The sequence below is a fragment of the Acinetobacter sp. A2 genome (assembly GCF_012371325.1).
Classification (GTDB): domain Bacteria; phylum Pseudomonadota; class Gammaproteobacteria; order Pseudomonadales; family Moraxellaceae; genus Acinetobacter.
Map to the genome: position 1 here is coordinate 127,700 of NZ_JAAZQX010000001.1, position 18,923 is coordinate 146,622.

At 42.6% G+C, this 18,923-nt stretch carries 14 protein-coding genes and 1 tRNA gene; 10 read left to right on the top strand and 5 right to left on the bottom strand.

The genetic code is table 11. From position 1 onward, the window contains the following. Nucleotide 1: 1 nt before the first annotated feature. The 3 genes from HHA43_RS00585 to HHA43_RS00595 all read right to left on the bottom strand — a co-directional run bounded on the left by HHA43_RS00585 (nt 2) and on the right by HHA43_RS00595 (nt 5,732). Nucleotides 2–77: transfer RNA gene (locus HHA43_RS00585), tRNA-Lys, on the bottom strand. Nucleotides 78–271: 194 nt separating this feature from the next. After that, nucleotides 272–2,113, bottom strand: a complete 1,842-nt coding sequence (locus tag HHA43_RS00590) for a long-chain-acyl-CoA synthetase (RefSeq protein ID WP_168541391.1) — start codon at nt 2,111–2,113, stop codon at nt 272–274. 247 nt (nt 2,114–2,360) lie between these two features. Next, nucleotides 2,361–5,732: an Rne/Rng family ribonuclease gene (locus HHA43_RS00595; protein ID WP_168541393.1), complete on the bottom strand. Its 3,372-nt coding sequence runs from the start codon at nt 5,730–5,732 to the stop codon at nt 2,361–2,363. 760 nt (nt 5,733–6,492) lie between these two features. Here HHA43_RS00595 and HHA43_RS00600 point away from each other — a divergent pair. The 7 genes from HHA43_RS00600 (at nt 6,493) to HHA43_RS00630 (ending at nt 14,477) form a co-directional block, all read left to right on the top strand. After that, nucleotides 6,493–7,455: an RluA family pseudouridine synthase gene (locus HHA43_RS00600; protein WP_168417529.1), complete on the top strand. Its 963-nt coding sequence runs from the start codon at nt 6,493–6,495 to the stop codon at nt 7,453–7,455. A 353-nt stretch (nt 7,456–7,808) separates the two neighbouring features. Further along, nucleotides 7,809–8,477 carry an HAD-IA family hydrolase gene (locus tag HHA43_RS00605; protein ID WP_168541395.1) on the top strand — a complete coding sequence of 223 codons (669 nt, stop codon included), beginning with the start codon at nt 7,809–7,811 and terminating at the stop codon, nt 8,475–8,477. Nucleotides 8,478–8,892: 415 nt separating this feature from the next. After that, entirely contained in the window at nt 8,893–9,690 is a 798-nt protein-coding gene (locus HHA43_RS00610) for a 2-keto-4-pentenoate hydratase (protein ID WP_168417527.1), read from the top strand. A 25-nt stretch (nt 9,691–9,715) separates the two neighbouring features. Next, complete coding sequence (locus HHA43_RS00615; protein ID WP_168417526.1) at nt 9,716–10,612, top strand: acetaldehyde dehydrogenase (acetylating); 897 nt, start codon at nt 9,716–9,718, stop codon at nt 10,610–10,612. An 11-nt stretch (nt 10,613–10,623) separates the two neighbouring features. Next, nucleotides 10,624–11,643: a 4-hydroxy-2-oxovalerate aldolase gene (gene dmpG / locus HHA43_RS00620; RefSeq protein WP_160232107.1), complete on the top strand. Its 1,020-nt coding sequence runs from the start codon at nt 10,624–10,626 to the stop codon at nt 11,641–11,643. Between the two features lie 428 nt (nt 11,644–12,071). Next, nucleotides 12,072–13,337 carry an OprD family outer membrane porin gene (locus HHA43_RS00625; RefSeq protein WP_168541397.1) on the top strand — a complete coding sequence of 422 codons (1,266 nt, stop codon included), beginning with the start codon at nt 12,072–12,074 and terminating at the stop codon, nt 13,335–13,337. 279 nt (nt 13,338–13,616) lie between these two features. After that, the gene (locus tag HHA43_RS00630) at nt 13,617–14,477 is read left to right on the top strand and encodes an alpha/beta fold hydrolase (protein ID WP_168460359.1); all 861 of its coding nucleotides are present in this window, start codon (nt 13,617–13,619) and stop codon (nt 14,475–14,477) included. A gap of 63 nt (nt 14,478–14,540) precedes the next feature. Here HHA43_RS00630 and HHA43_RS00635 read toward each other — a convergent pair whose 3' ends face one another. Together HHA43_RS00635 and hcaR are read right to left on the bottom strand one after the other, a co-directional pair. Then, nucleotides 14,541–15,218 (bottom strand): DUF1345 domain-containing protein, encoded by a 678-nt coding sequence (locus HHA43_RS00635; RefSeq protein WP_168541399.1) that lies wholly within the window; start codon nt 15,216–15,218, stop codon nt 14,541–14,543. 315 nt (nt 15,219–15,533) lie between these two features. Then, complete coding sequence (gene hcaR / locus HHA43_RS00640; RefSeq protein ID WP_168525255.1) at nt 15,534–16,433, bottom strand: DNA-binding transcriptional regulator HcaR; 900 nt, start codon at nt 16,431–16,433, stop codon at nt 15,534–15,536. Between the two features lie 281 nt (nt 16,434–16,714). On the opposite strand from hcaR, the gene hcaE reads away from it, so the two are divergent. The 3 genes from hcaE to hcaC are packed head-to-tail and all read left to right on the top strand — an operon-like array spanning nt 16,715 to nt 18,923. After that, complete coding sequence (hcaE, locus tag HHA43_RS00645) at nt 16,715–18,082, top strand: 3-phenylpropionate/cinnamic acid dioxygenase subunit alpha (RefSeq protein ID WP_154321080.1); 1,368 nt, start codon at nt 16,715–16,717, stop codon at nt 18,080–18,082. Next, on the top strand, nt 18,079–18,597 hold the full coding sequence (gene hcaF / locus HHA43_RS00650; RefSeq protein ID WP_168417521.1) for a 3-phenylpropionate/cinnamic acid dioxygenase subunit beta: 519 nt from the start codon (nt 18,079–18,081) through the stop codon (nt 18,595–18,597). Before hcaE ends, hcaF begins: the two co-directional genes overlap by 4 nt. After that, entirely contained in the window at nt 18,597–18,923 is a 327-nt protein-coding gene (hcaC, locus tag HHA43_RS00655; RefSeq protein WP_004976057.1) for a 3-phenylpropionate/cinnamic acid dioxygenase ferredoxin subunit, read from the top strand. The genes hcaF and hcaC overlap by 1 nt, the downstream gene beginning before the upstream one ends.

Below are 18,923 nucleotides of genomic sequence, written 5' to 3' on the forward strand. Positions count from 1 at the left end.
ATGGTGGGTCGTCCGCGATTCGAACGCGGGACCAACGGATTAAAAGTCCGCTGCTCTACCGACTGAGCTAACGACCCTGAACCAGCAACCAAGCAGGCTTGATTGTGAAGTGCAAGAAAAACCAGAGGGTTTTAAGCACCACTTCGTTTGATGGAGCGTATTGTAGCAAGATATGAAGCGAGCGCAAGCAAAAAATAAAAAAGTTGCCTATGTTTGATTATAAATGCAACAAATTTGTCGTATCTAGTCAAAAAATAGGCAACCAATTGGCTTAGAAGCGATATTGATAGGCTTGAATATTGTCGTAAATTTCTGGGGTCAGTTCGCAATATGCAGTTTGACTTGGCAATAACACCAGAATTTTTTCATCACACTGTTTTAAATCAAAGCCTTGGGTTTTCAGGGTGTTTTTCTGATACTTAAAAGTGCCTGTGGTTTGCACTTGCTTTTGCAGACGCAGAAATACAGGTACAGCATAGGCAGGTAAGTTTTGTTTAAACTGCAGCAGCATTTGGCTTAAGTCCTGTTCATCGAGCTGACAGCCATCTGCCAAAGTAATTGCCGCCATACCCGCACGTCCATTGGTATGTGGGATTTCGACACCATACACCACGGCTTCAGCAATTTTGCTGTAGTCACTGAGGATGTTTTCTACTTCGGTGGTGGATACGTTTTCACCTTTCCAGCGGAAGGTATCGCCTAAGCGGTCAACAAACTGGGCATGTCGGAAACCGATGTCACGGACTAAATCGCCTGTGTTGAAGTAGGCATCACCTGATTTAAAGACATTTTGCAAAATCACAGCTTTATTTTTCTCAGGGTCGGTATAGCCATCGAAGGGTGAGCGGCGGGTAATTTTACCAATGAGCAGACCAACTTCGCCTTTTTTAACTTTTATGCATTTGCCTTTGGCATCTCGCACAGGCTCATTTTTTTCTTTATCAAATTGAATGACGGCATACGGTGTAGGTGAAAAACCCACGGTATTGTCAAAGTTAAAGACATTGCTAAAACCGACGTTGCCTTCGCTAGACGCATACAGTTCTAGAATTTCCTGAACACCAAAGCGGGTTTTGAATTTGCTCCAGATGTTTGGGCGCATGCCATTGCCAATCATTTTTGTGACACGGTGTCCACGCTCTAAGTCTGAGGCAGGTGCATCCATTAAATAGCGGCATAGTTCCCCCACATAACCAATGGCTGAAGCATTGAATTTATGCACATCTTGCCAGAAACAAGAGGTGGAATATTTACGTCTAATGGCAAAAGTAGCACTGCTTGCAATCACGCCACACCAGCACACCACAATGCCTGTCGCATGGTACAACGGTAGGGTGCAATACATGACATCGTTTTGGTTTAAGCCTAATACGTGCCCATAGGTGCCGTAGGCCAGTGTCCAGCGACTATTGGTGAAAATAACGGCTTTAGGCAGACCTGTTGTGCCTGAAGTATAAATATAGAACAGCCCATCTTTGCCCTGTACAGACTGCGTGGTCGCAGGGTTGAAAGCAGGTTGTGTAGCTAAACAGAGGGAGAGGTTACTAAATCCTTCAGGAGCAGTACCTGCATCCAAGTGTGTATTTTGGTCTGCAAACCAATACAGACGATTGTCTGGCAGTTGTAATTCAGTACGGATATCGGCAACCGCTTGGCGGCATTCTTCGCCCACAATCACTGCAATGGGTTTAACTAAATTAATGCTATGAGCCAAGACTTTAGCCACTTGTGCCGTATTGACGAGGGCAACAGTTACGCCAATTTTAGCCAAGCCAATGATACTGGCAATTAACTCAGGTCGATTTTCCAGCATAACGGCGATGACATCGCCTTTACGGGCGCCAATGCTTAAATAGTAATGCGCAATTTGGTTGGCCCATTCATTTAGCTGTAAATAGCTGTATTGCTGATCTTCAAACATGAGGGCGCAGCCCTGTGGATTGCGATGGACAGCCTTTTCAAATGCTAAACCCAAGCCAGCAGGCGTGCGAGGAGTACGTAAATAGGCTTGCTTTAAACCTGTAATCAGGTGGGGAACTTTTGTCATAAACTGCGGAATTTTTGCCGCAACATCCGTTAAGCCAATTAAATCGCTTTGTGTCATTTGGTTCATAAGAATCCTATTTTTGTCGTCATCCGTTGCATCTGTTGCAAAGCATCAAGTCTTGTTGTTTTTTAATCCCTAAAGGCTAGTGCAATCAACCTAATTTTTCAGCTTTATACTGGATTTTATAAAATCATGGAGTAAATCTAAATTGTCGCATGATTTAAATTCAGGTCGATGCGCTAAGTTTTACGTTACAAAAAAAATCCAGTCATCGAAATGACTGGATTTTTTTATTCCGCTGCAAAAGTGCGAATTACGACTCAGTTGGCGGCGTAGCTTTCTTTGGTGGACGACCACGTGGACGACGCGGACGTACCACTTTTTCTTTGTCTGCTTTTTCTTGCTCAGACTCAGCTGTTTCGGCTGGATCATCTACAGCCAATTCTGCTTGTACTGGTTCCGCAGCGACTGGCGTAGATGCTTCAGCAGTTTCTGCTTCGGCAGAGGCAGTCTGTTGTTCTACTTGCTCAGTTTGAGCTGTTACAGCAGGTACTTCTTCTGGAGTCGCACTGACTTCTGTAGAAACAGCTTCTGCTTCAGCATTAGCAACAGCAGGTTGTTCAACTTCGGTTGCTGGATTTGCTGCTACAGGTGCAGCTGTGGTTTCAGCTTCTGCTTCAGTTTTCTCAACTACTTGAGCCTGCTTAGCTTGCTCTAACGCTTGTTCTGCGGCCTGTTTTGCTAAACGACGACGCTCACGAGGATCGTTGGCCACACGTTTGTCTGACACAGGTTTTGGTGGTGTTAGGTCTAACACAGGTGCAGGTTCTGCTTCAGGAGCAGCTTTGGCAACTTCTACGTCACGAGTGACAGGTTTTTTCTCTGCCATAGGCGCAGTGCTAACAAGGCTTGCAGCATACTCGTCAGTGAACTTTTGCAAGGCACGGTTGAACGTTGGAATTAAGCCAAACTGTTCAATTAATACCGAGCAATCTTCACCATAGACATGGCGAATTAAGCTACCAATATTGTATTGCCCTAAAGTTGGTACTTGAGATGGTGTCAACTTCGGTGCAGCTGCTTGTTGAGCCTGCGCTTCACGTTGCTGACGACGACGCTGACGCGGGTCGTTGCTAGCACGTTTTGCTGGTGCACTTGGTTGTGGCTGTGCTTCTGCTACAGGAGCAGCTGCTTCCACAACAGCTGTTGCCGCAGGAGCTTCAACTTGCTCTGCTGCAGCTTCCACAACAGGAGCTGCTGCAACAGTAGGTTCAGTTGCAGGCGCTGCATTCAATGCCACGATTTCAGTTTGTGCTTGATCAACATTAACCACCATGGCTGTAGTGCTTAACTCATGGCGTGGTGCATCAATTAAGTCTACTTTTGGTTGGTTGTTGGCAACTTCAGCTGTGACAGCTGCTTGTTCGTTCAATACGCTGGCATCACGTTGGCGATTTGGGCGTTCTGGACGAGGTTGGTTACGACGGTCACGACGTGGCACGGCATTTTGTTGTTGCTCATTGTTGTGTTGAGCATCTTGCTGCTGCGCTTGGTCATTGTTGTGCTGACGACGAGAGCTGCGTTTGTTTTCGCGCGCTTCCTGACGTTGCTCCTGACGTGACAACTGAACTACTTCTTCATGCACTTGATGTTGTTGATTGTCGTGCTGAGTTTGCTGTTCGCGTTGCTCTTTGTGCTTGTTATTGTTGTGACGTGGCTTTTTGTTGTTGTGGCGTGGCGCCGATTTTTCTTCACGTTCAGCAGCTTTTTCTGCGCCATCACGTTCAGTTTTTTGTGCCACAGTCGATGGTGCAAGGTACACATTTTGGCTGCTTGCAGCAGGTGCTGCGGCTGCAGTTGCAATTTGACCAAACTGACCACGGCTAACTGCGCCATTATTTACCATTTGTTCAATGGCTGCTGCAGCGTTGTTGGCAGTACGTGCTTGATCAATGGTAGATGCTTGTTTTTGCACAAACAGATTTTCTAACCATGCACATGGGCTGGCTGCTGTAGTTGCTGCCGCAGGTGCAGACTGTTGTGCAGCTGCTTTATTTTGCTGTGCTGCTTGTGGTTTTTTCGCTGTAGTTTTTTCAGCTGCAGGTGCGCTATGGCTGTGCGATTGATCTGCTTCTTCCAAATGCCATTCAGAAGACTCATAACCCAATTCTTTTTCACTTGAACGGGTTGCTTCAGTACGCTCATAGCTCGTTGGCGCAAAACCTTCAGGGTTATACGAAATTTCGTAATGCGGCGTTTCTAAGTGTGGGTGCGGTAAAACTGTCACACGTACATTTGAGGTTTGCTCAAGGTAAACCAAGCTATGACGTTTTTCATTCAGTAAGAAGGCTGCAATTTCTACAGGCACTTCAACCTGAACTTCGCCATGACGTTCACGTAGTGCAATTTCTTCCACTTTACGCATAATCGAAAGAGATAGAGAGCGTAAGTCACGCACCATACCTGTACCGTGACAGCGTGGGCAAACGTAACCAGTCGCTTCTTCAAGCGATGGACGTAAACGCTGACGGCTCATTTCCATTAAACCAAAACGTGATAATTGACCAAACTGGATACGTGCGCGGTCACTTTGAGTGGCTTCACGGAGTTTGGCTTCAACCATGCGTTGGTTACGGTCTTTGGTCATGTCGATGAAATCGATAACAACCAAACCACCAATATCACGTAAACGCAATTGGCGTGCAATTTCTTCAGCAGCTTCAAGGTTGGTATTTAACGCTGTATCTTCAACGTCTTGACCACGGGTCGATTTTGCTGAGTTGATGTCAATTGAAACCAATGCTTCAGTTTGGTCAATGACAATTGAACCGCCTGAAGGCAGTTTTACTTCACGCTCATACGCAGTTTGAATTTGGCTTTCAATACCAAAATGTGCAAACAGTGGTTCATTTAAAGTGTAAGTTTTTAGCTTGTCTAACTGACGTGGCATAACCGCTTTCACAAAGTTATAAGCTTCGTTATAGGCTTGTTCTGAGTCAATTAAAATTTCTGCAACATCATCACGCAAATAGTCACGAATGGCACGTGTGACGACACCTGCTTCTTGGTGTACTAGCATTGGTGATGGGCCTGAACTTGCAGTGCTTTGAATTTGTGCCCAAAGGTCCATTAAGTGTTGAAGGTCAAGCTGCAATTCTTCTTGAGAACGACCAATACCCGCAGTACGCACAATCACGCTCATGCCACGAGGAATGTTCAGTGAAGCTAACATCTCTTTCAGTTCTTCACGGACTGAACCCGAAATTTGACGACTGATACCGCCACCTTTCGGGTTGTTTGGCATAAGTACTAAATAACGACCTGCCAAAGAAATGAAGGTGGATAGCGCAGCACCTTTGTTGCCACGTTCTTCTTTTTCTACCTGAACCAAAAGCTCAGTACCTTCAGTAATCAGTTCGCGGATATTTGAAGTTTGGCGAGGATCGGCTTTGTAGTAAGAGTTTGCGATTTCACGCATAGACAGGAAGCCTTGGCGACCTGCACCGTATTCAACAAATACGGCTTCTAAAGAAGGTTCTACACGGGTCACATGACCTTTGTAGATATTCGATTTTTTTTGTTCACGGGTACGATTTTCTAAATCAAAATCGTAAAGACGCTGACCAGTGACAAGTGCAACGCGAATTTCTTCGGCATGTGTTGCATTAATCAACATACGTTTCATGGGTGTAACACCTAATAGTGATACACAGCAAAAAATCGCTAGACACGTAGCGAACATCAAGCATCACGGATCAACTGCTCAGATCTCAAAAAACCTATTGTGGTCTGAGCTTTTTTTACCGGCCTTATTTAGGTTGGCTGCGGTGTATGATTCACGTATTGATGATGGCAATACGGCTTTAACCTTTAAACGGATAAAGTCACCTGATCGCTTCACTGGCGGACGAGCGGTGTATTGGATGTGTGTAACTTTCACTGTCACATTGCTCGAAGATCAGCTCTTCTTTACATAGATAGAGTGTCTTGATACGGAATTATCGTCGTATCTTTACAAATTGTGCAGATCCAATACATCAAACGCTTTAGCCTGAATGCGACTTCAGGGTGCGACTAATCTGATGTGTATCAGTTTACGTTTAAAAACCAACAAAGTTGGCGACATATTTTTTCAGACAAACTGATTTATGTACCTGAGGTACAATTAAACGCAACAGTTTGCTTTTTTGCCGATATAATAAGCCTTCGGCGTCGGCATAATTCTTTTGGGACCTGCTCGTATATGGTGAGGTATTCAGTTGAGTGTTGTTTCAGAAAATTCTGAATAGATTCAACCTTAACCCACTAACGATGGTTTCCGTGCGCTGACTATATCAAACCTTGCATCATCTGCCTATGGGCTAAGCTTATGTTTCTTGTGTAAAGCATAGCCTAAATGATCAGTTTTTAATCAATTTTAGTATTTTATTAGGTCACTTAACTGTATGAATTCTACCCAACAATGGCAAAGTGTCACTTGGTTTGAAGTGGATGAGCATCAAGCGGGTCAACGCATCGATAATTTTTTGTTTAGTCGTTTAAAAGGGGTGCCTAAAAGTCGCATCTATCGTTTGATTCGCGAAGGGCAGGTACGGGTCAATAAAAAGCGTATTAAAGCAGAAACCAAACTCAATATTGGCGATCAAATTCGTGTAGCGCCTATTCGCTATGAACAAAAAGACGACAGTGCTGCACCTATTTCAGATAAGGTCGCACAAAGCTTATTAAGCCGTGTGATTTATGAAGATGAAGGCTTGATGGTGGTGAATAAGCCTTCGGGCATTGCGGTGCATGGCGGTAGTGGTGTCGCTTATGGTTTGATTGAGGGTTTACGTGCCGCCACAGGTAAAAAATATTTGGAGCTGATTCACCGTATTGACCGTGATACTTCGGGTTTGGTGATGGTATCTAAAAAGCGTAGCACCTTAAAAACGCTGCAGGACTTATTGCGCGAACATAAAATTCAAAAAACTTATGCGGCCATTGTCAAAGGGCAGGTGAGTTTAGATCAGCAATTGATTGATGCACCATTGCATCGTTATGAATTGGCCAATGGTGAACGTCGAGTACGTGTATCTAAAGAGGGTAAAGAATCCAAAACCCTGTGGAAGGTCGCAGAGCGTTTTATGCATGCCAGTTTGGTGTATGCATCGCCACTGTCTGGGCGTACCCATCAAATTCGTGTGCATGGTTTAAGTATTGGGCATCCTTTGGTGGGTGATGATAAATACGGACATCAAACTGAATACCGTGGTCCTGCACCACGTCGTTTGTGCTTACATGCTATGCGTTTGGAAATTCCGGGCTATCCTGTGATTGAAGCTCCTTTACCTGAAGATATGCAGAGTCTGGTGGCGCAGCTTAGAGCGCAAAAGGCGGATAAGCCGACAGCACCACCTGAGTTTTAATTTTTGTCATTCTCTATTGTGTGATAGCAGTTCCCTTCTTTTTAAAGATGAGGAACATTGTTTCTCAAGACGGAGATTGGGCTTTCAGGGGTAATTCACAGCCACATTTTATAGTTTTTAATTTAAATTCTTGTTGTATAGGCTATGCCTTACTTTTCAAAGATGAAAAGTAACAAAAATCTTTTGTTTCGCTGATGGAACATCCCTGTGCCACAGCGAAACGGCGACATTCATGTCGCCGTTTCGCTATCGAATATTTGTTGTGATATATGTGCTGATTCTTGATCATTTATCCTTTTCAGTTAAGGTAAAGCGAGGGAATTTTAAAGCAGAATCAAATCTAGGAACCTAATATGAACAAACCTGTAGAACTCATCATTTTTGATTGGGATGGCACGCTATTTAATTCCGTCGGTCAAATTGTGGCGAGTTTGCAGTTCGCAGCACAACAATTTCAGCAACCACTGACCGATGCTGCTGCTAAAAGTATTATTGGTTTGGGCTTGCCAGAAGTGGCGCAGCGCCTGTTTCCGCAGGTGCCTGAACTGCATCAGGATATTTTGCAGTGCTATTCAGAACACTATGTGGAACACTCAAAAACCGATGTTTGGTTTGATGGTGTGGCAGAAATGCTAGATGAATTGTCTGGTTTAGGTTTGAAACTGGCCGTGGCAACAGGTAAAAGCCGTAAAGGTTTAGACCGTGTATTGGCTCAAACCAAAAGTCAGGATTTATTTGTGGCAACACGCGCTGCCAGTGAAACCAAATCTAAACCTGATCCTTTAATGCTGCAGGAAATTTTAAACAGTACTCAGGTGCAGGTTGAGCAGGCTGTTATGGTGGGCGATACCTCTTATGATTTGGAAATGGCGCAGAATATTGCCATGCCACGTGTGGGTGTGAGCTATGGTGTGCATAGTGTAGAGGTGTTGCAGCGTTATCAGCCTTTGACTATTGCGCATGATGTACCGAGTTTACATGCATTTTTATTGCAACAGTACCGTTTGCGTCGGGCAGGTTAATTTACAGCACAACAAAAAGGGCAGTTTGGTAGCAAGCAAGTTGCCCTTTTTTATTGAATATATTGTGCTGACAGGAAATGCTTAGCTTTTAGTCTAAAGTAAGGATTAAGACATTTTAAGATTGCTACAAATAGTCGAGCCATCTACTCGGGAAATAATAGTAAAGCCCACGGGCGGCTGTTTTGATTGATTTTTATAAAAACAGACTAATAGCTAATAGCTATTGAAAAAAAGAAAATAAGTATTGGCATAAAAACGCCATTTTTCAGATGCTAAATCAGTTTATACATACCTCTGAGATGGACAGCTTATCACACTGACGGTCAAGATCAGGGTCATGGTGCCTTTTCTTCTTTTATTACCTTTCCAACACCTCGGGGTATAAGCCCAATTTTTGCAGTTTAAGGAAACATTGATGTCGAATTCTGCTGTTGTTGAATCAGTTGCGCAAGCATTACGTACTGCCGAACTCTCTCAAACTGCGATCGCGCCAATCCGCCCAGAGCTTGGTGGTGAAAGTGCTGACGTAGATATTGCCTATGCCGTTCAAGAAGTGAATACCGAACGTGCCTTGAAAGAAGGCCGTCGTTTGGTGGGGCGTAAAATTGGTTTGACCTCTAAAGTGGTTCAAGCACAACTGGGTGTAGATCAGCCTGACTTTGGCATGTTGTTTGCCGATATGGCTTATGGCGATGGTGAAGCAATTCCTGCAGGTTTGCTGATTCAGCCTAAAGTAGAAGCAGAAATAGCGTTGGTGATTAACCAAGACCTGACCAAAGAAAAACACACCTATGCAGACATTATCAGTGCGACTGAATATGCCTTACCAGCCATTGAAGTGGTCGATAGCCGTATTGAAAACTGGAAAATTAGTTTGATTGATACCGTGGCAGATAACGCATCTTCTGCTGCATTTGTTTTAGGTTCACAACCCGTCAAGCTAGAAAATCTAGACTTAGTGAACTGCAAAATGGTTATGACACGTGGTGAAGAAGTTGTTTCTCAAGGCGTGGGTAAAGCATGTTTGGCAAACCCGCTCAATGCTGCAGTGTGGTTGGCCGATGAAATGGTACGCCGTGGTCGTCCATTGTTAAAAGGCGACATCATCTTAACCGGTGCTTTAGGCCCTATGGTTGTTGCTCATCCAGGTGAAGAATTCAAAGTTGAAATTGAAGGCTTTGGTTCAGTAACAGCTGCGTTTGCTGCGGAATAAATCGAGATTCTAAGAGAGTACATGCATGAAAAAGATTAAATGTGCAATGATCGGTCCGGGTAATATTGGTACGGATTTGCTTTATAAATTGCAACGCAGTGAATGGTTGGAACCAGTATGGATGGTGGGGATTGACCCAACTTCTGAAGGTTTGGCACGTGCTGCAAAAATGGGTTTAAAAACCACAGCAGAAGGTGTGGATGGTTTATTGCCACATATTCTTGAAGATGACATTAAAATTGCTTTTGATGCAACGTCTGCATACGTTCACGCTGAAAACAGCCGCAAGTTAAATGAACTTGGTGTGCTGATGATTGACTTAACCCCTGCGGCAATTGGTCCATTCTGTGTACCACCAGTAAACTTAGAAGCGTTATTGGCTGCTGGCGAAGTGCCAAACGTGAACATGGTAACGTGTGGCGGTCAGGCAACAATTCCTATGGTTGCTGCAGTGTCTCGCGTTCAACCTGTGGAATATGGCGAAATCATTGCAACAGTATCAACAAAATCTGTGGGTCCGGGTACACGTAAAAATATTGATGAATTTACCCGTACGACTGCAGGCGCCATTGAAAAAGTAGGCGGTGCGAAACAAGGTAAAGCCATCATCATCATTAACCCTGCAGAGCCACCACTGATGATGCGTGACACTGTTCACTGTCTGGTTGAAGGTGAGCCAGATCAAGCCGCGATTACTGAATCTGTGCATGCCATGATCAAAGAAGTGCAGAAATATGTACCAGGCTATAAATTGGTGAATGGTCCAATTTTTGATGGTAACCGTGTTTCAATCTTCCTAGAAGTTGAAGGTTTAGGTGACTTCTTGCCGAAATACGCAGGTAACCTAGACATTATGACTGCAGCCGCTGCTCGTACTGCAGAAATGTTTGCAGAACACGTTTTCAACACTGCTGAAGCTTAAGGAATACCAAAATGTCTAAGATTATTGTTCACGATATGACTTTACGTGATGGTATGCACCCGCAGCGCCATCAAACGACTGTAGAGCAAATGATTGCAATTTCAACTGCATTAGATGATGCAGGTGTACCTTTAATTGAAGTCACGCATGGTGATGGTTTAGGTGGTTCATCAGTAAACTACGGCTTTGCAGCAGCAACTGACGAAGAATACTTGTCTGCCGTTGTGCCACGTATGAAGAATGCCAAAGTTTCTGCATTGCTTTTACCGGGTATTGGTACGGTTGATCATTTGAAAATGGCACATGAAATTGGTGTATCTACCATTCGTGTCGCCACACACTGTACTGAAGCGGATTGTTCGGAACAGCACATCACTGCTGCCCGTAAACTAGAAATGGATACTGTGGGTTTCTTGATGTTAGCGCACATGGCTTCACCTGAAAAATTGCTTGAAGAAGCGAAAAAGATGGTGTCTTACGGTGCAAACTGTATCTATGTGACGGATTCTGCGGGTTATATGCTTCCTCAAGATGTGATTGATCGTGTAGGTCACTTACGTCAACATTTGGACCCAAGCATCGAGTTAGGTTTCCACGGTCACCACAACTTAGGTATGGGTGTGTCAAATACTGTTGCCGCAGTTGAAGCAGGCGCAGTACGTGTGGACTTGGCATCTGCTGGTCTTGGTGCGGGTGCGGGGAATACACCACTTGAACTATTCATTGCTGTCGCTAACCGTATGGGTATGGATACAGGCGTGGACTTGTTTAAAGTGCAAGACGTGGCAGAAGATTTGGTGATTCCAATGATGCACAACCCAATTCGTGCCGACCGTGATGCGGCAACTTTAGGTTATGCAGGTGTGTATTCATCATTCCTATTGTTTGCGAAACGTGCTGAAGCGAAATATGGCGTTTCTGCACGTGAAATCCTGATGGAGCTTGGTCGCCGTGGTACAGTGGGCGGTCAAGAAGATATGATTGAAGACTTGGCTTTGACTATGTCTAAAGCACGTGAAATGCAAGCCTAAGTTTTAGTTTAAAGCCAGCTTGAATTAAGCACCCCAAATGTATTTGGGGTGCTTTTTTTATGGCGAAAAATAGGCAAATTCATGCAGAATTTAGTGGTGGACTAAAATGATTTTCTTATAAGTGTTGTTTATAGAAAATAACGCTAACACATTGACTTACATCTAAAAAAGATTACTCACTAGCATATTGCAAAAAATAATGACTCTTTTAGGTCAAATTGTGCTTCGAATTCAGAGAGAAAGTCATTTGATGAGGATTCATTGCCAAATGTTTTATCGTTAAAAAGAATTAAAAATGTTTAAAAAAAATCATAATGTAAAGAAAGGCTAAAATCTGCTGAAAACCCTAATACTGTGGTCGGATTTTTTTCAATTACAGAGTTTTGCATGATGCGCTAATTCGCTTATTGGATGAATAGGAAAAACTCATGCATCGTCACAACTTATGGATAGCACTTTTTGCTGCGACAGCAACTTTAGGGACAACTGCCACTCAGGCAGATTTTATCGACGACAGCAATGTTCAGCTTAAATTTAAGAATTTTTATTTAGATCGAGAATATGCGCATGAGGCAGGCCGTTCGGTAACTCCTAGTTATGGAAATTGGACGCAAGCTGTCACTTTAGATGCGAAATCTGGTTATCATGATATTGGTGCAGGTATTCAAGTCGGTGCTGATCTATTGGCACAATATGCGATTGGTTTAAAATCACGTGGTGAAGTGAATGACATTCACATGCCATATAGCAATCAGAAGACCGAACGTGATAACGCCAAGTTGGGCGCAACCTTAAAAGTTAAGGTTTCTGAAACTGAGTTGAAAGTTGGTGATCTATTACCAATGTCCCCAGTGGTATTCTTTGATCCATCGCGTCAATTACTCACAACTTATAGTGGTGCATGGTTAGAGTCTAAGGATATTCAGAATACTAAACTAACTTTGGCATATATTGAGGGCATTAATGCTCGCTATGACAATCAATACCAAGATTTAAGTTTGTTCCCTAATAACGATTTTACTAATACAACTGATGATGGTATGTATATCGCAGGTGTTGATTACCAATTTACTCCAAAAGTCGGTGGTAGCTACTGGTATGCAGATGTCACCAATATTTATCAACAACATTATGTCGCTGCAAACTACAAAACGACTGTTGGTGAAAAAACTAAGTTGGACACCCATGTTCGTTATTTTGATAATAGCGAGTCAGGTGATAAGTTGTATGGCAACATCGACAGCCAAGCAGTATCTGCTGGTGCAAAAATTAACCATGGCATGCATACGGTTCAGTTAGGTTATCAGCAAATGTTTGGTGAACATGGTACAGGTGCACCAATGTTCCCAACATTGGGTGGTTGGGTACCACAGCCGTATTTAGATAACTGGTCGGTAGCAAGCTTTATTCGTAAAGATGAGCGTTCGTGGAGTTTAGGTTATACCTATAACTTTGCAGAAGCAGGTATACCAGGTTTGACTACAACCATTCGTCATTTCCGTGGTGATAATATTGATCGTGGTGATGCTCCTGAAGGTAAAGAAAACGAAAACAATGTGATCGTAAATTACGTTGTGCCTGAAGGTAAGTTGAAAGGCTTAGGCTTCAATTACATGTTTATTGATACCAACTATAATTTTGGTAATGACTTAGAAGAACATCGTGTAGCCACCACCTATACCTATAAATTCTAAACCTTGTAAAAAAGAGCGACTTTATATAGTCGCTCTTTTTTTAATATTTATGTACTAAATACCTTATAAAAATTAAGATTTTAATTTTATTAAATTTATAAATTTCAAAGAGTTGTTTAATCGTTTTTTTATGGGTTGTGATCGTAAATTTGTATCAGTTCATAAGGCATGAACAGGTAATATAAGCCAGTAAATACGTAATGTTGAATGAGTCCACTTGACGTCAAATTCTATTTTTTTAGAGCTAAACGCAAGCTAAAGACTGTACGAGGAGTATATATGAGCACTGTTCAAATCCCTGACTATACAACAGATCCATTCTTTGGCTTAGAAGATAAATGGATTGAAACTGCCGAAGGCGAATTAACGCACTATCACGAAGTGGGTGAAGGTACACCTATTCTATTTTTACACGGTTCAGGCACAGGTGTATCTGCTGCGGCAAACTGGTGGTTAAACTTGCCACAAATTGGTGAGCAAGCACGTTGTATCGCAATTGATACCATTGGCTATGGTCAGACTGTGGTTGCTCCAAACACTGCTTATGGTATTCGTGCTTGGGTTGATCATGCAGTGCGTACATTAGATGCATTGGGCATTGAAAAAACATGGTTAGTGGGTAACTCGCTCGGTGGTTGGTTGGCATTCCAATTGGCATTGGACTACCCTGAGCGCGTACTTGGTATTGTGTCTATGGGTACAGGTGGTGCAAAACAGACTGCAGCGCTTAAAGCACATGCGAATCCAGTCTTGACTGAAGAAGGCATCAAAAAAACATTGTCGATGTTTGTAGTTAACAAAGACTTGATCACAGATGAGTTGGTTAAAGTTCGTTTTGCTTCTGCAAAAAATGACTATGCGTCAGACCGTTTAATGGATGTAGTTGGCGCACGTGACCGTGACCGTTTTGAGTTCCCACTCGATTTTGACAAAATGAAAGACATCACGGTACCTGTTTTACTGATTCACGGTACGCAGGATGTAGTGATTCCAGTATCTCGCACATGGGACATTTTAAATGTTGTGCCACATGCCGATGCGCACATTTTCAGCCAATGTGGCCACTGGTCACAAGTTGAAAAAGCGGAAGAATTTAACACTGTGATTAAAAACTATTTAACTGCACGTGGCGTAAAATAAGCAGCATGATGTGAAAAAGGATGGCTTCATGCCATCCTTTTTTATGAGTAATATTTGGGGCATTTAGTGTTGGATAAAACTGGCCACCAAATTAATGCAAATGGCTAAAATGGTGGTATTGAAACTATAAGCCAAAATAATGTGCAGTGTGTTTAGTCCGCGCATAGGTTGTGAGCTAATTGAAACATCTGCAGTTTGTGCTGAAGTACCAATCACATAACTAAAATACAAAAAATCTGGATAAGTCGGGTAGGGCGTTTTAGGAAAATCCAGCCCACCTTCTTGCTGCTGTTGCAATGCCAAATAGTAGTCATGGGCATAGTGGATGGCGAAAATGGTGTGCATAAAAAACCAAGCACATAAAATGGTGGTAATAGATAAAATAAAATGTCCCATGCGCACAAATTCACTTTGTGCAAATAAATTCACCTCAATAATGATCGCAATAAAGCACATCACCAAAGTTAAAAATACCAAAAATAGAATCAGCCATTTGCTGGCATCTTGCTGTTGGGCACGTTGCAAAATATGTGCATGATCACTGTGCCACAGATTAAGCATGGTCAGCAGTAAATAGCAGGAAATGGCAATATTCCAGCTTAGTAATAAGCAACTTGACCATGCCCATGTACTAAAAGTTTGAAATATGGCATACAGCACAATGGTAATCACAAAACTAATAAAGAAATAAGGACGTGACTGAATACCAGATCGCATGCGTGTAAATGGATTTTTAAGCATTCTTATTCCTTTTAAGGCTTTTGTTCTCACCTGATTGTGCGCTGTTTTATGGCATGAGTCTAAGTAATTCTGGGTATTTCAGGTAGGTTTACTTGTTAGACTTAAGTTGTAATTTAAGGCGCTAGATGGCAGTAATTTTATATAAAAATGCGCTGTGATATTTAAAGTTAATAAGCATTCATTTTGCATCATCTTTCAAAAATAAGTTTAGACTTAAGTCTAAAGCTGAGTATTGATGCAGAGGCAATAAAAAAAGTGCTTTTTCCCTTGGTGGAGAAAAAGCACTTTTATGATTGGGTATTTCAGGTTTGAGTTTTATTCGCGGTTTATGTCCAAATAGAACACGCGAGTGAGCAGCTCTAAAAATTTCTGTACAGCAGGTGAGTTACTGTTTTTGCCATAACTCACATATAAGTCCAAATATGGTAATTCCACATCTAAGGGGCGAATCACAGTATTTTCCATGGTTAGTGGTGCAACATAGCCCGGCAAAATGGTGCAACCCAAACCCATACCTACAGAGTTGATATTAAATAAAATGTTGTCTGCTTTTTGCACAACATTCAGTTCAATATTATGTTGTTTGGAAAAATCGACAATCAAATGGTGCAAGGTATAAGATGCTTCTGCCGCAGGAATAATAAAATCTACGCCATTTAAAGCTTTAACAGGAATACGCTCATATTTTGCTAATGGATGATCTTTAGGCAAAATAAAAATCAGCGGCTCACGTAGCACAAACTGACTTTCAATTTCATCACTATTGATATTGTGTCGGGTAAAGGTGATGTCGAGCTCACCTTTTTTGATCATCTTCATTTGCTCGGTATTGTTCAAGCTGAGCAATTCAATTTTCAAATCTGGATTTTGTACCCGTAAGTTTGGTAAAACAAAGGGGAAAATTTTCATTTCCGCCACAGGTACAAAGCCAATACGCAGCATTTGCTGTTTGGCTTGTGAAACCTGACGTGCCATGGCAACGGCTTTGTCGGCTTGGGCAAGGGTCAGGCGAGCCTGTTCCAAAAATACAGCACCTTCTTCGGTCAGTTCAACCTTGCGTTTGGTACGGTTTAACAGTTTAACGCCAACATCTTCTTCTAAGTCTTTAATTTGCTGACTCAGCGAAGGTTGAGCCGTATAAAGCTTAAGTGCCGCTTTACTGAAGTTGAGTTCTTCAGCCACGGTAATGAAGTAGCGAAGGTGACGTAATTCCATACAGCCATTCCAAAGATTAATTCAAAATATGTCTTACTATAGATTAATAAAAGTATAATCTATAAACAACCATCAGATGAAAATTATTGTGTCATTTAGGAAATAAATAGGGTTTTATCATTGTGTAATGTTTTAATCGCATAATATAAAGTTTTATTAATCCATAAAATCTATTAATTGAAACAAAAAAAATATTTCACTAAACGTCCCTAAAAAATCATTATCCATCCAAAGTTGAGTCTATTTACTTTGTGCCGTTGTTGGTCACAGGAGAGCTTTTCATGAGTGGAAAAATTGATGTGCGCGAAATCGACGCTTTGGTCGATGCACAAAATGGACGTATCACTCCATCTATTTATACAGATCCAGATATCTACGAATTAGAACTTGAACGCGTGTTCGGCCGTACGTGGTTGTTCCTGTGTCATGAAAGCCAAATTCCTAAAGCTGGCGACTTTTTCAACACCTACATGGGTGAAGATCCAATTATTGTGGCACGTCAAAAAGACGGTTCAATCAAAGCATTTTTAAACCAGTGTCGTCACCGCTCAATGCGTGTGAGCTTCGCAGACTGTGGTAATACGCGTGCATTTACTTGCCCATACCACGGCTGGTCTTACGGTATTGATGGTTCACTCAAAGATATTCCATTAGAAGAACGTGCTTATCCTCAAGGTGCTTGTAAAGAGCAATGGGGCTTGGTGGAAGTGAATCGTGTGAAGTCTTACAAAGGCTTGGTATTCGGTTGTTGGGATGAAACGACTCCTGACCTAGAAGAATACATGGGCGACATCGCTTGGTACTTAGATGGTGTGGTGGATCGTCGTCCGGGTGGTACAGAAATTATTGGTGGTGTACACAAGTGGGAAATTGACTGTAACTGGAAATTTGCTGCAGAACAGTTTGCCTCTGACCAATACCATGCATTGTTCTCTCACGCATCTGCTATTCAGGTTTTGGGTGCAAAACCAGATGATGACAGCAGTAAACAACTGGGTGCTGCACAAACCGCTCGTCCTGTTTGGGAAACTGCGAAAGACGCACTTCAATACGGTTCACGTGGTCACGGTTCAGGTTTCTTCTTTACAGAAAAACCAGATGCAAACGTATGGGTAGATGGCGAAGTTGCTAACTATTTCCGTGAAACGTATGACGAAGTTAAAGAGCGTTTAGGTGAAGTTCGTGCCTTACGTTTGGCTGGTCACAACACTATGTTCCCAACTTTGTCTTGGTTGAACGGTACAGCAACTCTTCGCGTATGGCACCCACGTGGCCCGAACAAAACTGAAGTATGGGCATTCTGTATTGCTGATGCTGAAGCTTCTCAAGAAGTGAAAGATGCTTTTGAGCGTTCTGCAACACGTGCATTTGGTCCTGCAGGTTTCTTAGAGCAAGACGACTCTGAAAACTGGATTGAAATTCAAAAAGTATTACGTGGTTACAAAGCGCGTCAAAACAAACTGATTGTTGAGATGGGTAAAGGTAACGAAAAAATCCGTGAAGATGGTATTCCGGGTATTACCAACTACATTTTCTCTGAAACTGCAGCACGTGGTATGTACCGCCGTTGGGCAGATTTGCTGATCCATGAAAAATGGGAAGATGTTGAAAAAGCAGCTGACGAATACGAGAAGGAGCTAGTGAAATGAGTCAAATCAGTTTAGAACTTCAACACGAAGTTAGCCAATTCTTGTATCGCGAAGCAAAGTTGCTGGACGACTGGAAATTCCGTGAGTGGTTAGACCTCATGGCAGAAGATATTTCTTATACCTTGCGTACTACACCAAATGCGCAAACCCGTGACCGTCGTCGTTCAGTTGAGCCACCAACCACTTGGGTGTTCAACGACAACAAACACTTGCTTGAGCGCCGTGTAGCACGTTTAGAAACGGGTATGGCGTGGGCAGAAGAGCCTCCATCACGTACAACGCACATGGTTAGCAACGTGATTGTTGAAGCAACAGATGTTGAAGGTGAATACGATGTACACGTAACTTACTTACTGTACCGTACTCAAAAAGAGAAAGACGTGACGATTTACTGTGGTAAGCGTAATGACAAAATCCGTCGTGTTGAAGGTGGCTTAGGCTTCCAAATTTTCAACCGTAAGATTGTGCTTGACCAAGTAACGTATAACTCACACAACCTGAGTGTATTCTTCTAATGAATAAGATTTTTGTTTGCCAAGTTGACGAATTAGACGAAGGCGAAGCGTTAAAAGTGGACTGCGGTGTCAACGGCATCGAAGCACTAGCAGTATTCAACAACGGTGGTGAGTTCTTTGCCATGAACGACCGTTGTTCACACGGTAATGCGTCTATGTCTGAAGGTTATCTTGAAGATGATGGCACGGTTGAATGTCCACTACATTCTGCACGTTTCTGTTTAAAAACTGGTCAAGCTTTATGCTTGCCAGCAACTGACCCAATTCAAACCTTCCCTGTGGTGGTTGAAGATGGTGCGTTATACGTAGAAATGGCAGGAGAGTAA